Below are 14,311 nucleotides of genomic sequence, written 5' to 3' on the forward strand. Positions count from 1 at the left end.
ATGAGACCGGTAGTAGTAAAAGAAAAACAATTAAATGAGTCACAAATACATGCTGTAGAAGATGAAGTTAGACAAGCGAAAACGATGGATCGTGATATCGTAACACATGCGATGAAGCAATCCGTTGCGAAATTGAATCCGAAAGTCATGATAAAGAATCCGATTATGTTCGTTGTGGAAATTGGATTTATCATTACGTTCATTTTATCTTTTCTTCCAAGCAGTTCTAGTAGTATACCAGGATGGTTTAATATAACAGTTTCTCTCATTCTATTATTTACAGTTTTATTTGCGAATTTTGCAGAAGCATTAGCAGAAGGTCGTGGTAAAGCGCAAGCCGATTCTTTAAAGCAGTCGAAGAAAGATGTGTTTGCAAATGTAGTAAAAGAAAATGGAGACATTGTCCAAGTTTCAGCAACTGATCTTAGAAAAGGTGACGTTGTTATCGTAAAACAAGGAGAAATGATTCCAAGTGATGGCGAAGTAATCAAAGGATTAGCATCTGTAGATGAATCTGCAATTACAGGTGAATCAGCTCCTGTTATAAAAGAAGCAGGCGGTGATTTTTGTTCCGTAACAGGTGGAACGATGGTCGTAAGTGATGAAATTACAATTGTCATTACGAGTAATCCTGGTGAATCATTTATCGATAAAATGATTTCTTTAGTAGAAGGAGCTGCTCGTCAAAAAACGCCGAATGAGATTGCTTTAAATACAGTATTAACGAGCTTAACTCTTATTTTCTTAATCGTCGTTGTGACGTTGCCGATTTTCACAAATTATTTAGGTTTTCAAATTGATACTGCTGTACTTGTAGCGTTGTTAGTATGTTTAATTCCAACGACAATTGGTGGTTTGCTATCAGCGATTGGTATTGCGGGGATGGATCGGGTGACAAAATTTAACGTGCTAGCGATGTCAGGGAAAGCAGTAGAAGCTGCGGGCGATATTAATACAATTATTTTAGATAAAACAGGTACAATTACTTTTGGGAACCGAATGGCTCATACATTATTGCCTGTAGGAAATGAAACGATTGAGCAAGTTGGAAAGTGGGCCGCTATTAGTTCTGTTTTAGATGAAACACCAGAAGGTCGATCTGTTATCGAGTATGTGCAGGGAAAATCTATATCATATAATAGAGAACTTGCAGAACAAGGTGAGTTTGTTCCGTTTAAAGCAGAAACGAGAATGAGTGGTGTTGATTTACAAGACGGAACGAAAGTGAGAAAAGGTGCTGTAGGTGCCGTTATTGAATGGGTTGAGTCACAAGGCGGAACAATTCCGAAAGATGTAAATCAAAAAGCAGACTTAATTTCAAAAGAGGGCGGAACACCACTTGTAGTTGCAGTAGATAATCGTATTTACGGTTTAATTTATTTAAAGGATACAGTAAAACCGGGTATGCGTGAGCGTTTTGAACAGTTACGCCAAATGGGGATTAAAACGGTTATGTGTACAGGTGATAATCCGTTAACAGCAGCAACCATTGCAAAAGAAGCTGGAGTAGATGAATTCGTTGCCGAGTGTAAACCGGAAGATAAAATTGCTGTCATTAAAGCAGAGCAAGATAAAGGGAAACTTGTAGCGATGACAGGTGATGGTACAAATGATGCTCCAGCATTAGCACAGGCGGACGTTGGATTAGCGATGAACAGTGGTACGACAGCAGCGAAAGAAGCGGCAAACATGATTGATCTAGACTCGAATCCAACGAAAATTATTGAGGTTGTAGGAATCGGTAAGCAATTGTTAATGACGCGAGGTGCTTTAACGACGTTTAGTATTGCGAATGATATAGCAAAATATTTTGCAATCATTCCAGCAATGTTTACACTTGCGATTCCGCAAATGGAGGCATTGAACATTATGAAATTAACATCACCACTGTCAGCGATTTTATCAGCATTAATATTTAACGCTGTTATTATTCCATTACTCATTCCGTTAGCGATGAAAGGTATTGCATATAAACCGATGAGTTCTAATGCATTGCTTAGCCGAAACTTACTTATTTATGGGCTTGGCGGAGTTATCGTTCCGTTCATTGGAATTAAGTTAATTGATATGATTATCGGCTTGTTTATATAAGGAAGAGGGGAAAAAGATGGAGAAGAAACAAAGTATACTATCACCAATTATCCGTATTACTTTTACATTTCTAGTGTTGTGCGGACTTGTATACCCGCTTATTGTTACTGGTATTGCACAAGCCGTGATGAAGGATAATGCGGATGGAAGTCTAATATATAATGATAAAAATGAAGTGATTGGTTCTAAATTAATCGGGCAAAACTTCACGGATCCACGTTATTTTCAAGGGCGTGTTTCTAGTATTGAATATAAGGCTGAAGCATCTGGTTCAAATAACTATGCACCATCTAATCCAGATTTAGAGAAACGAGTAGAGAAAAGTATTGAAGAGTGGAAGAAACAAAATCCGAGCGTTCCAGTTACAGAAGTACCGATTGATTTAGTGACAAATTCAGGTTCAGGGCTTGATCCTGATATTAGTCCGAAGGCAGCTTCTGTGCAGGTGGATCGCATATCGAAATTAACGAATATTCCGAAAGAAAAACTTAATCAATTGATTAAAGATCAAACAGAAGGTGCTGCGCTTGGTTTATTTGGAGAGACCCGCGTAAACGTCTTAAAGCTAAATTTGGCATTACAGGAATTAATGAAATAGTAACAGTGCTACCTCAATCTAACGGATTGAGGTAGCGTTGTTTCGAATGAAAGGTAGTGTTTATTTTGTATGCGGATGATTATGAACCGAAGTTTCAAAGGCGAACGCCAGAGGAATATTTAGAATATATTCGTCAGCAAAATCGCGGAAAGTTAAAGTTATATGTAGGAGCAGCTCCAGGCGTAGGAAAAAGTTATAAAATGCTCTTTGATGCAAGGGAAATGAAAAAAGATGGAATTGATATTGTAATTGGTTTAATTGAAACGCATGGAAGAAAAGAGACGGAAGAAGCAATTGCTGATTTAGAAAAAGTTCCTTTGAAAGAAATACAGTATAAAGGAAAGGTATTTTATGAGCTTGATGTGGAAGGAATAAAAAAACGCGCGCCGCAAGTAGTCGTAGTGGATGAACTTGCGCATAGTAATGTTCCTGGTTCTAAGCATAAAAAACGTTATATGGATGTGCAGGAATTGTTAGAGGCTGGTATATCGGTATTATCAGCTTTTAATATTCAACATTTAGAAAGTGTTCATGATATTGTAGCTCAAATTACGAATGTAAAAGTAAGAGAACGAGTTCCAGATTTTATTTTACAAAAAGCAAATGAAATTCAGCTCGTTGATGCAACACCGGAAGTACTTCGGAAGAGGTTAATAGACGGAAAGATATATAAAGAAGAAAAAATTCAGCAAAGCTTACAAAATTTCTTTACGCTTAATAATTTAGGAGCACTTAGGGAATTATCACTTCGCGAGGTTGCCGATGATATGGACGAGAAAATTAGCCAAACAGTAATAGAACCAATTGGCGTAAAAGAAAAAATTCTTGTTTGTGTACAATACAGTTCAACAGCGGAGAAATTAATAAGACGGGGATGGCGCATGGCTGATCGGTTAAATGCTGAATTGTATGTATTAAATGTTGAAAGAGAAAATATAGACTCTCTTTCAGCTGGTAAAAAACAAACAATTGAAGAGTGGAAGACGCTCACGAATCAATTTGATGCGAGTTTTGTATTAGAAGAAGCAAAGGGAAGAAAGCCAGCGGATGTTATTATTGAAGTCGCGAAAAGATTGCAAGTAACACAAATTTTACTTGGGCAATCAGCGAGAACGCGGTGGGAAGAAATTCGAAAAGGTTCTATTGTAAATGAAATTATGAGACAAACAAAGTATATTGATATTCATATTGTTGCGGATCAAAGAGGGTAAAATAGAGCCGACATTTTTGGGGCTCTATTTTAATTTTTGTACAGCATGAAGGCTTAGCATTTTCATTGTATATAAGATTACAAGTAAAAACATAATTGCGCCTAGGAAGAAAATCCAAAAGTAATTTTGGTTAAATAAAAGAAATCCACCTATAAGTGGCCCTGTGCCCATACCAAGATAGCGGATGAAGTTGTACATACCGATAGCTGTTGCGCGTTCTTGTACGAATTCTTCTGTTAATAAAGTAGTGTGAGTTGGCATAGAAAGTCCCATACTAAAACCGTACAAAGATGTAACGATAATAATGAATGGGATATTGATGCTATATGTGAAAGAGAATAAAACGACACATATAATATTGAAGAAACTCGTAATAAATAAAGCTTGCTTTGTTGTGAGTCGTTTTTGCAAAAACTTGTAGCAAAAACTTCCTAGCATGATAGAAAGAGACATTGGTACAAACATAAGACCAATTTTATTTACAGTTAAATGAAATGAATTTGTTAAAATACTCGGTAAAAAAACGAGAAAGCAAAAGTAAATACAAAATTGAATGAAGCCAATAAGAGTAATAGAAAATCCAGTTTTATTTTTTAAGATAAGAGAGTAATTCTTTTGTGCTTTAGATTGTTTAATTATATTTGGCTTTGTTTCTGGGAGTAGTGAAATGTTTATAATTAATAAGATAATGCCAAGTGTAGATAAAAAGAGAAATACAGATAAGTGACCATTTATACTGCCAAGATAACCACCTATGAGAGGAGCCATTGCAGGTGCGAGGGCAAGTAACATTTGGTATAGGCTCATCGCTTCTCCGCGTTCTTTTCCTTCAAATAAATCGCCGATAATCGTTGCTGAAACTACAGGTATAGCCGCTATTCCTATAGCTTGAACAGCTCTAAAAAAGAGAAATAAATAAATGTTTGCCGAAAAAGCACATCCGATTGAACCAATTGTACTAATGACTAAACTAGGGATAAGGACAGATTTTCTCCCTTTTGTATCAATTAAAGGTCCATATACGAGCTGCATAATTGCAAGAACGAATGTGAAAAGTGAAACTGTTACATTTACAAGATAAAGAGAAGTGTGAAAAGAATTTTGAATCATCGGTAAGATAGGTGTGTAAATATTTTGAGCGAAGGAACCGAGTAAGGCACTAATACAGACAACATATAAAATGAAAGTTAGTTTAGATTTTTTCATCTTGTTAACCTCCTTGTATTTTAGTTTCCTTAGAAACTAAATTTATTTTAACATGATTTTCTTACTTGTAAAGATGAAAAAATGGTTTTAAAATGGTATATAGTTAAATTGTTTCTTTGGAAACTTAGGAGGCGAACGGATTGAAGCATGCAACGAAGCAAATGGAAATACTGTCGGACATTCGTACACTTTTGCATAAAAAAGAAGAACATTTAAAACGACAAAATGAGAAGTTTCTTCGTGAGACAGGCGTAAGTAGTATGTCTTTATCTGAGTTACATGTAATCGAATGTATCGGAAAAAATGGTTTGATGAATGTAACGGCAATTACGACAGAAATGGGCATGACGAAGGGAGCAATCTCTAAAATTTGTACAAAGTTGTTTCAAAAACAATTCGTTGAGAAGATGCAAATGTTAGATAATCAAAAAGAAATCTTCTTCAGCTTAACGGAGAGTGGGAATGAAATATATAAAGCTCATGAAAAATTGCATAAGCAAGCTGAAGAAAAGTGGTTGTTACTTTTAGATGGATATACGAAAGAAGAGCAAGACTTTATTCAAAGGTTTATAAAGGATGTCTCCGGTCATTTGGAAATATAATTGGAAGAAAAAACTCCTTTTTCTCAAGTCTTTTAAATATAATTTCTGAAAGAACTCATATATAATAGAAAAAGATACTTAACATGGTGAATAATTAAAGAGTCAATATATATAGAGGAGAGAGTAACATGCTTGAAAATACGGGGTTAGTATTAGAAGGCGGCGGTATGCGTGGTGTATACACGGGCGGGATATTAGAATACTTTATGGAACAAGATTTATATTTTCCATATGTAATCGGTGTATCAGCTGGTGCTTGTCATGCAGCGTCGTATCTTTCCAGACAAAGAAATAGAAATAAAACGGTCAATATTGATTATGCATCACATCCGAAATATTTATCGTATAAAAACTTATGGAGAAAACGTCAGCTATTTGATATGGATTTCATTTTCCACGAAATCCCAGAAAAGCATGTGCCGTTTGATTTTGAAACATACTTTAATAGCCCGGAACGTTTCCTTGTAGGAACGACGGATTGTGAAACAGGGCAATCAGTTTATTTTGAAAAAGAAGGCACGAATGATGATGCGCTAAATTTATTACAAGCGTCTAGTTCATTGCCTTTCATTGCACCAGTAGTAAATTATCGTGGTAAGCAACTGTTAGATGGCGGGATTTCTGATCCAATTCCAGTTCGTAAAGCACAGGAAGATGGATTTAAAAAATCAGTCGTAATTTTAACGAGAAATCATGGTTACGCAAAGAAAAAATCAAGATTTGGGTGGATTGCTGCGAAAGCTTATAAAAAATATCCGAACCTTGTGAACACGATGCTAAATCGTTATGAAGTGTATAATGAAACACTTCACTATATTGAAAAAGAAGAACAAGCTGGCAATTTATTTGTTATTCGCCCAGAAGTGCCGCTTCAAGTAGATCGTATGGAAAAAGATACAGCAAAACTACAAAATTTATACGAGCAAGGCTATGAAGATGCAAAGAGGCAATTTGAAGATTTGCAGGCGTTCTTGCAAAAATAAATATTAGGCTGTGGAGATGGAGTTCTCTGCAGTCTTTTTATATTGCTTTTAAAAAAGGAAAATAGAGCATCGAATTTCGATGCTCTACTTTTTATGTATAAAAAAATCCCTCTTTATGAGAGATTTTAATGTGGTAAGAATATCAATTGATAAGCAAACAAAATTCCAAATACATATACAAGTGGGTGAACAGCACGGAATTTACCTTTTGCCACTTTCATAAGTGGATATGAAATAAATCCAAGTGCGATACCTGTTGCGATACTTGATGTAAGTGGCATGCTTAAGATTACTAAAAATGCTGGGAATGCTTCATCAAATGCGTCCCAATCGATGTGGCGAACTGAACCCATCATAAGACTACCAACGATAATTAATGATGGTGCAGTAATAGCTGATACACCAGAAACAGCACTTACTAATGGGCCGAAGAATGCTGCTAGTGCGAATAGAACCGCTACTGTAACAGTTGTTAAACCAGTACGACCACCAGCTGCAACACCAGCAGATGATTCAATGTAAGCTGTTGATGGTGTCGTTCCGAACATAGAACCAATAGTTGCTGAGAATGAGTCAGATAGAAGAGCTCGTCCTGCTTTTGGAAGCTTTCCGTCTTTCATAAATCCACCTTGTTGTGCAACGCCAAGTAATGTACCTGTTGTATCGAATAGTGTAACAAGGAAGAATGAGAATACAACGCCGTATAATCCGTAGTTAATTACGTCAGATACAGCAGTAATTGGATTTGAAACGATAATTCCTTCTGGTAAACCAGGCATTGATGTAACACCGTTTGAGAATGATAATTGTCCCGTGAAGAAAGCGATAATACCAGTTAATAGCATCCCGATAAATAGTGCGCCATTTACATTTAAAGACATAAGGACAATTGTAATTCCAAGTCCAGCTAATGCTAGTAGTACTGGAGCAGAGTGAAGATCACCAAGTCCAACTAAGTTTGCATCATTTTTTGTAACGATACCTGTTAAACGTAAACCGATAAAGGCGATAAATAGCCCGATACCAGCAGTAATTGCATGTTTTAAGTTTTCAGGAATTGCTTCCATTAATTTTGTACGGAAAGATGTAAATGATAGCAAAATTAAAATCATACCTGCTACGAATACAGCAGAGAATGCAATTGCGAAAGTCATGCCTTCATGCGCTTTTACAACAGAGTAAGAGAAGTAAGCATTTAATCCCATACCTGGCGCGATTGCGATTGGTAAGTTTGTAAAGATTGCCATAAATAATGTTCCGACAACAGCAGCGATAATTGTTGCTGTAAATGCTTGTTCAAATGGAACACCTGCATCTCCAAGGATAACAGGGTTTACGACAATGATATATGCCATTGTTAAGAAGGTAATAATACCTGCCATAATTTCAGTTTTAATAGAAGTTTTATGTTTTGAAAGGTTAAACATATAAACATCCTTTCTGTTTACGAATAATTTTCACAACAGTTATATATAATATTCGTTTTTTATCTATTTTGCAATAGTTTTGCATAAAAAGTTTATAACAATTCATATTTTGTGTCTTAAATTCGAATATTAATCGTAAAACGATGTGTGAATTTCAGCTTTTTATTGTGCACATGCTAAGGAAAAGGAGTTGAAAGCAGCTATGCCACAGCAAAAAAACTTTATAACAATGCCTGCGCAACATCAAAATAAGCAGCCAGGTATTGAATCATTAATGAGCCCCCTTCCGCAGTTTGAAGATGCAAACTATAAAGGAAGTGAAAAGTTAAAAGGGAAGAATGTGTTAATTACGGGAGGAGATAGCGGAATTGGACGAGCAGTTTCCATCGCTTTTGCAAAAGAGGGAGCAAATGTTGCGATTGCTTATTTAGATGAGGAAGAAGATGCAAATGAGACGAAACAACGTGTTGAAAAAGAAGGTGTAAAGTGTGTATTGTTGCCGGGGGATTTGAGTAATGAACAGCATTGTAAAGATATTGTGGAAGAGACCGCCCGGCAGTTAGGTAGTTTAAATATTTTAGTGAATAACGTTGCACAGCAATATCCGCAGCAAGGGCTAGAGTATATTACAGCAGAACAGCTAGAAAAAACATTTCGTATTAATATTTTTTCTTATTTTCACGTTACGAAAGCAGCCCTTTCTCATTTGAAGAAAGGGGATGTCATTATAAATACGGCATCTATCGTTGCATATGAAGGAAATGAAACGTTAATTGATTATTCCGCAACGAAAGGAGCAATCGTAGCTTTTACAAGATCACTTTCTCAATCGTTAGTGCAAAAAGGGATTCGGGTAAATGGTGTTGCACCAGGCCCGATTTGGACACCGCTTATTCCATCGAGCTTTGATGAGAAGAAAGTCTCTCAGTTTGGGAGCAATGTTCCGATGCAACGGCCTGGTCAACCATATGAATTAGCGCCGGCATACGTATACTTGGCATCTGGTGATTCATCCTATGTTACTGGGCAAATGATACATGTAAATGGGGGCGTTATTGTAAATGGATAGTTTTCATTTATAAGAGCAAAGTAATGTTAATTCCACTTATTATAGGGAGCGCTAGGGGGGATATAGCTGAAAAAGTTATGTTTCATCATACTATTATTTTTCATCCTACCGGTTAGTGCTTTTGCTAATACAGATCATTTAATATTAGTAAATCTTACGACGAACCAGTTGTCTTTTTTTGAAAATGGAAATTACACAAAAACATTTCCAGTAACGACTGGAAGAGATCGTACACCTACGCCTGAAGGTAATTTTTGTATTATAACTAAATTTAAAAATAAAGAATACCATCGAAAAAAAATACCTGGGGGTGCACCGAATAACCCTCTTGGTACGAGGTGGCTTGGACTAGATAAGAATGAATATGCAATTCACGGGACGAACCGGGAATGGACGATTGGAAGTAGGGAATCAAATGGCTGTATTCGTATGCATGACAGGGATATACAATGGTTATATGACCGAGTACAATTACAAACAAAAGTAATCATTTCTCGTTTTCATACGAGCCCCGAATATGAAGCGAATAAACTTGGTTATCGCGTTGTGAGCTGGAATGGTCGAAAAATAGAAAAAGAACAAATTGGAGTACTTACGTTAGTAGACCGCGCGGATATATATTGGCAAGAACCAAATGGACAGTTAACGAAAGTGAAAACGGTATTGCCAAATGAAAGATATCCAGTGTACTCAAAACGAAAAGATGGAATATATTATATAGGAAACAATTCGTATATTATAGATGAAACAGGAGAGAAAGTTCGTTACGAGCAAATTCCTTCTTCGATTTTAAGTAATATATATAAACGGAAATACAATGTTCCGTAATGGCTACCGTATTATAGACGGTAGCTTATTTATACTTGGAGTTTAACTGCAACTATTGTATTTTGCTGAATATAATACAGTACAGATAGGGGGCGGTTATATTATGAAAAGTGAATTTGCGTTTAAAGTTTTCTTAGTAACGACCTGTTTATTTATCGTGTATTTATATGCGTTTCTCGTCTTTTCTTTTTATGTTCCATATGTTGATTTAATATTATTCTTCGGATTTATTTGGGCGTTTGTGAAAGCGAGGGAAGGAGAGAAGAGTATATATCGGCGCATTACCCTATGCGGGACGGCCGTTCTCGTTATTTTGTACTTTTTTATTATGCATGATTTTTGGAGAGGAATGTAAAAAAAGCATACGATTAATCGTATGCTTTTATATCTGTTAATGATGGAAGAGAGGCAATTGCACCGTAATTTGTACATGTGATAGCGCCTACTTTATTGGCAAAGGAGATAAATGCTGTTAAGTCTTTGAAATGATACGAAAGTGTATGTTCACTTTGGGCAATCTGATATAACATTGCTCCAACGAAAGCGTCACCAGCACCAGTTGTATCGACTTGTTGAATGGAAATAGAAGAGACAATAGTTTGACCTTCATTTGTCGCAAGAAGGGTACCGTCTTTTCCAAGTGTAATAGCTACTACTTTTGCGCCATAATTTAATAATTTGAGTGCAGCTTGTTGTAAATCACTCTCTTTAGAGAGCATAGTAGCTTCCTCTTGACTTACTTTTACGAAGTGTGCATGTTTTATAAAGGTTAGACAATCTTGAGAGAATTGTTCTGTATTTGTAATGAGTGCACTTCGATAATTTGGATCAAAAGAAATGAAATGGCCTTTATCTTTCGCATATTGTAACAACTGAAAATACGTTTCTTTTAATGGGCTTGATAGTAAAGCTGTCGCTGAACCGAAATGTATTAAATCATTCGTTTGTATTTTTGATAAATCAATGCTATTGAATTGATATTCACCATCTGCACCACGCATAAAAGTAAAATCACGTTCGCCATCTTGATCGATGGATACGAATGCAAGTGTTGTTTGTTTATCTTTTATGAGCATGGATGTATCGACTTGCGCACGCTGTAAAGTTTGTTCAAGAAACTCACCAAATGGGTCGTTTCCTACTTGCCCCATAAATGTAGCGTGTCCACCTAATTTTGTAATCGCAGCAGCAACGTTAGCGGGTGCTCCACCAGCTTTTTTTTCGAAATCTGAACCGTTTACTAAAGAAACATTAGTATTTCGGCACACAAAATCAATTAATAGTTCACCTATACAAAAGACATTTCTCATACAATCCCTCTTTTCAGCTTATATTGTGTGATGGTAAAGTTTAGTTTTGCATCTGAAAAGATTGCGATATGATGTTTCATGTCTTTTCGAGGAAAAACTCGGGACGTAAAGACTGTTGAACCATCGTATAAGAAAATTTCCACGATGCTTTTATCTACAAATATTTGTAGTTCTATCGTATCTTGAATATCGATTTTTTTACAGCGTTCAAATCCATATTCTCCGCCAAATTGATGGTAGAAGTTGCCCCTGTCTATAGAAATAGTACCTTGTTCCCGATTAAATGTAATGGGGAAACATTCCTCCTCATTGTGGAAGAGAGAAAGACCAAAACGTTTTGCATCTTCTGTTTTAAGTGTAACAATTAATTCATAGGAGTCTTCATCATCAAGCGTTGATAATACATTTAATCCAGCTGTTATATCTCCTGAAATGTCTTTTTTTGTTGTTCGTAGTTTTGTTAATTCTGAAACTGGTTTTTGTTTTAAGATGTTATCTTCTAATGTTAATTCACGTGGAAGTGTTAGGCAATGAGCCCACATATAATCATCAGAAGGATATGTGATTTCACTTGATCCTGCCCAAGCAAACAATAGGCGACGACTAGTAGAGTCTTCTAAAGTTTGAGGGGCATAAAAATCGAACCCTTTATCAGCTTCGTAATAGGAATCAACATGGAAATATAAATTTTTAATATCGAAATGGCCTATAGCATAAACGACATTGTATACATTGTGAAAGTTTTCTCCGTCTTTTTCAATTCCTTGCGGTGAAAAGAGAAGTACATCTTTCCCTGATAATTGGAAGTAATCGGGGCATTCCCACATAAATCCGGATTCTTTTAAGTTTGTTGTAATTTCGCCTTGGAAATGCCAATTGTATAGGTCTTGTGATTTGTATAGTAATAGAGTTCCTGTTTTATTTTCACGTTGGGCACCGAGTAACATATAGTACATATCATTATGTTTCCAGACTTTTGGATCACGTACATGTTTTGTATATCCGTCAGGAATTATATCAATAACAGGATTATTACTATATTTCGTCATCGTATATTGTGAATCCATTGTTGCCATACATTGTTTTGCATCACGGGAATCATCAGGCTTTTTTATATTCCCTGTATAAAGTAGATGAAGAAGGCCATCTTTTACGATAGCACTACCAGAATATGCACCGTGTGATTCATAGCTTTCAGTAGGGATGATGGCTACAGGCATACGCTCCCAGTTAATAAGGTCTTTTGACCTCACATGCCCCCAATGCTTCATTCCATGAATGGGACCAAATGGATACCACTGATAAAAAACGTGATATTCATCATTGTAGTATGATACACCGTTAGGATCATTCATTAATCCAAATGGTGGGTGGATATGATAAATTGGTTTCCATGAATCTTGGTTTGCAATTTCATATAAAGAATGTAATTCGTCTTTATTAGATTGCAGTATTGTTTTATATTTTGACATAGGTTTTCACCCCGTTATTATTTACTTTCTTTATATAAAATGAATGTGGCAACAAAAGCAGTGATAACTGCAATAGCGAAACCAATTATATAGTGAATCATGTTCATCATGCCAAGAGGTGCAACAATTGTAAGCATCGGAATACCTGTTAAACCGTATGCATTAGCCGCTACTTGCATCCAAACAACGTAAGCGCCTCCAATTGCGCCGCCAATAGCTGCTGCAATAAATGGTTTACCAAGTTTTAAATTGACACCAAAAATAGCTGGTTCTGTAATTCCTAAAAATGCTGAAGCTGCTGCTGGAATTGCAATTTCTTTCGTTTTTTTGTTTTTTGTTTTGAAATAGACAGCTAAAGTAGCACCGCCCTGTGCAACGTTCGCCATTGACCAAATAGGGAGTAAGAAATTGACACCGATATCTTTATTTGCGAGTAAGCCCGCTTCAATAGCGTGGAAGCTATGATGTAAGCCAGTAAGAACAATTGTTGAATACAATCCACCGAATATAAGTCCAGCTACTGGTCCTGCAAATTGATAAATTGTATTTAAAAGGTACGTAATGCCGTCACCGATTTTATATCCAATTGGTCCGATAATAATAAGTGATAAAAAGCCAGTTATAATAATTGTTAAGAATGGTGTAACTAATAAATCTAAAGAGTTCGGAACACGTTTTCGAAGTTCTTTTTCAATTGTACTCATAACATATACACATAATAAAATAGGTAAAACAGTACCTTGATAGCCAATCATATCAATATCCATACCAAGGAAATGTAAAACTGTGGGTTTTGCATTTGAAAGAGTCCAAGGATTTGTTAAGCTTGGGTGAGTTAATATACCACCAACAACTGCACCTAAGAAAATGTTTCCACCAAATTCTTTAGCGGCACTAACTCCAATTAAAATAGGTAAAATGATGAAAGCTGCACTTGAGAACATATCAAGTAATTGGATAAGTGAGTGATCTCCAGGAACTAATTTAAACGCTTTCAACATTCCGAGTAGACCCATAAGTAAACCGCTTGCAACGATAGCTGGAATAATTGGAACAAAAATATTAGATAGTGTCTTTGCTAGGCGGGCGACAGGATTCATTTTTTTCTTAGGTATATCGTTTGATGTTGTAGAATCTAGTTCGGCTATTCCAATTAGTTTTGAGAATTCATCATATACTTTGTTTACTATGCCAGTTCCAAAAATAATTTGATATTGCTCGGTCGTTGCAAAAGCACCTTTTACTCCATCGATGTTTTCGATTTCTGCAGCGTTTATTTTCGTATCATCCTTTAATATAAGACGAAGGCGAGTCGCACAATGTGTGGCACGAACAATGTTTTCCTTTCCACCAATATTCTGTATTACTTGAGTTGCAATTTGTTTCATATCCATAAAAATTCCCCCTTACTATAAATTCTCTTTTATGGAACCGGTTCCGCAATAAGTTAAAATAAAAAACAGGGAAATGATGTTGAAAATCCTGTTTTTAAAATGTGGAACCGGTTTTAATTT

Annotated in this window: 13 protein-coding genes; 8 read left to right on the forward strand and 5 right to left on the reverse strand. The window is 36.0% G+C overall.

The window, feature by feature from the left end; translation table 11 throughout:
• Genes kdpB through kdpDN form a run of 3 tightly spaced genes read left to right on the forward strand, consistent with a single transcriptional unit; the run spans position 1 to position 3,900 of the window.
• Positions 1-2,091: a potassium-transporting ATPase subunit KdpB gene (gene kdpB / locus ACTFSL_RS22450; RefSeq protein ID WP_071740631.1), complete on the forward strand. Its 2,091-nt coding sequence runs from the start codon at positions 1-3 to the stop codon at positions 2,089-2,091.
• Positions 2,092-2,107: 16 nt separating this feature from the next.
• Positions 2,108-2,689 (forward strand): K(+)-transporting ATPase subunit C, encoded by a 582-nt coding sequence (gene kdpC / locus ACTFSL_RS22455; RefSeq protein WP_000412608.1) that lies wholly within the window; start codon positions 2,108-2,110, stop codon positions 2,687-2,689.
• A 56-nt stretch (positions 2,690-2,745) separates the two neighbouring features.
• A complete protein-coding gene (kdpDN, locus tag ACTFSL_RS22460) occupies positions 2,746-3,900 on the forward strand; it encodes a KdpD-like non-kinase potassium sensor (RefSeq protein WP_002195165.1) in 1,155 nt (384 codons plus the stop codon).
• A gap of 24 nt (positions 3,901-3,924) precedes the next feature.
• On the opposite strand, the gene ACTFSL_RS22465 is transcribed toward kdpDN, so the two are convergent.
• Positions 3,925-5,106: an MFS transporter gene (locus ACTFSL_RS22465; RefSeq protein ID WP_000748728.1), complete on the reverse strand. Its 1,182-nt coding sequence runs from the start codon at positions 5,104-5,106 to the stop codon at positions 3,925-3,927.
• A 140-nt stretch (positions 5,107-5,246) separates the two neighbouring features.
• On the opposite strand from ACTFSL_RS22465, the gene ACTFSL_RS22470 reads away from it, so the two are divergent.
• Positions 5,247-5,708 (forward strand): MarR family transcriptional regulator, encoded by a 462-nt coding sequence (locus ACTFSL_RS22470; protein ID WP_000679681.1) that lies wholly within the window; start codon positions 5,247-5,249, stop codon positions 5,706-5,708.
• 128 nt (positions 5,709-5,836) lie between these two features.
• Positions 5,837-6,691 carry a patatin-like phospholipase family protein gene (locus ACTFSL_RS22475; RefSeq protein WP_440042418.1) on the forward strand — a complete coding sequence of 285 codons (855 nt, stop codon included), beginning with the start codon at positions 5,837-5,839 and terminating at the stop codon, positions 6,689-6,691.
• A 125-nt stretch (positions 6,692-6,816) separates the two neighbouring features.
• Here ACTFSL_RS22475 and ACTFSL_RS22480 read toward each other — a convergent pair whose 3' ends face one another.
• Positions 6,817-8,118 carry an NCS2 family permease gene (locus ACTFSL_RS22480; RefSeq protein WP_000482713.1) on the reverse strand — a complete coding sequence of 434 codons (1,302 nt, stop codon included), beginning with the start codon at positions 8,116-8,118 and terminating at the stop codon, positions 6,817-6,819.
• Between the two features lie 202 nt (positions 8,119-8,320).
• On the opposite strand from ACTFSL_RS22480, the gene ACTFSL_RS22485 reads away from it, so the two are divergent.
• From ACTFSL_RS22485 to ACTFSL_RS22495, 3 genes are all read left to right on the forward strand, one after another.
• Positions 8,321-9,187 (forward strand): SDR family oxidoreductase, encoded by an 867-nt coding sequence (locus ACTFSL_RS22485; protein WP_001136261.1) that lies wholly within the window; start codon positions 8,321-8,323, stop codon positions 9,185-9,187.
• A 66-nt stretch (positions 9,188-9,253) separates the two neighbouring features.
• A complete protein-coding gene (locus tag ACTFSL_RS22490; RefSeq protein ID WP_025921749.1) occupies positions 9,254-10,015 on the forward strand; it encodes a L,D-transpeptidase in 762 nt (253 codons plus the stop codon).
• Positions 10,016-10,118: 103 nt separating this feature from the next.
• The gene (locus ACTFSL_RS22495; protein WP_000834195.1) at positions 10,119-10,370 is read left to right on the forward strand and encodes a hypothetical protein; all 252 of its coding nucleotides are present in this window, start codon (positions 10,119-10,121) and stop codon (positions 10,368-10,370) included.
• 13 nt (positions 10,371-10,383) lie between these two features.
• On the opposite strand, the gene ACTFSL_RS22500 is transcribed toward ACTFSL_RS22495, so the two are convergent.
• From ACTFSL_RS22500 to ACTFSL_RS22510, 3 genes are read right to left on the reverse strand one after another with little or no spacing between them, the layout of a single operon-like run.
• Positions 10,384-11,325: a carbohydrate kinase family protein gene (locus ACTFSL_RS22500; RefSeq protein ID WP_001246640.1), complete on the reverse strand. Its 942-nt coding sequence runs from the start codon at positions 11,323-11,325 to the stop codon at positions 10,384-10,386.
• Positions 11,322-12,797 carry a beta-fructofuranosidase gene (gene scrB, locus ACTFSL_RS22505; protein WP_440042420.1) on the reverse strand — a complete coding sequence of 492 codons (1,476 nt, stop codon included), beginning with the start codon at positions 12,795-12,797 and terminating at the stop codon, positions 11,322-11,324. Before scrB ends, ACTFSL_RS22500 begins: the two co-directional genes overlap by 4 nt.
• A gap of 17 nt (positions 12,798-12,814) precedes the next feature.
• A complete protein-coding gene (locus tag ACTFSL_RS22510; RefSeq protein ID WP_000367321.1) occupies positions 12,815-14,191 on the reverse strand; it encodes a sucrose-specific PTS transporter subunit IIBC in 1,377 nt (458 codons plus the stop codon).
• Positions 14,192-14,311 lie beyond the last annotated feature (120 nt).

The sequence above is a fragment of the Bacillus cereus group sp. MYBK108-1 genome (genome assembly GCF_051917185.1).
In the GTDB taxonomy this organism is placed as follows: Bacteria; Bacillota; Bacilli; order Bacillales; family Bacillaceae_G; genus Bacillus_A; species Bacillus_A cereus.

Bases quoted from the DNA above. Each gene is read 5' to 3' on its own strand.
- ACTFSL_RS22495 (WP_000834195.1), top strand. From the start codon at position 10,119: ATGAAAAGTGAATTTGCGTTTAAAGTTTTCTTAGTAACGACCTGTTTA.
- scrB (WP_440042420.1), bottom strand. From the start codon at position 12,797: ATGTCAAAATATAAAACAATACTGCAATCTAATAAAGACGAATTACAT.
- kdpB (WP_071740631.1), top strand. From the start codon at position 1: ATGAGACCGGTAGTAGTAAAAGAAAAACAATTAAATGAGTCACAAATA.
- kdpC (WP_000412608.1), top strand. From the start codon at position 2,108: ATGGAGAAGAAACAAAGTATACTATCACCAATTATCCGTATTACTTTT.
- ACTFSL_RS22480 (WP_000482713.1), bottom strand. From the start codon at position 8,118: ATGTTTAACCTTTCAAAACATAAAACTTCTATTAAAACTGAAATTATG.
- ACTFSL_RS22465 (WP_000748728.1), bottom strand. From the start codon at position 5,106: ATGAAAAAATCTAAACTAACTTTCATTTTATATGTTGTCTGTATTAGT.
- ACTFSL_RS22510 (WP_000367321.1), bottom strand. From the start codon at position 14,191: ATGGATATGAAACAAATTGCAACTCAAGTAATACAGAATATTGGTGGA.
- ACTFSL_RS22500 (WP_001246640.1), bottom strand. From the start codon at position 11,325: ATGAGAAATGTCTTTTGTATAGGTGAACTATTAATTGATTTTGTGTGC.
- ACTFSL_RS22475 (WP_440042418.1), top strand. From the start codon at position 5,837: ATGCTTGAAAATACGGGGTTAGTATTAGAAGGCGGCGGTATGCGTGGT.
- ACTFSL_RS22485 (WP_001136261.1), top strand. From the start codon at position 8,321: ATGCCACAGCAAAAAAACTTTATAACAATGCCTGCGCAACATCAAAAT.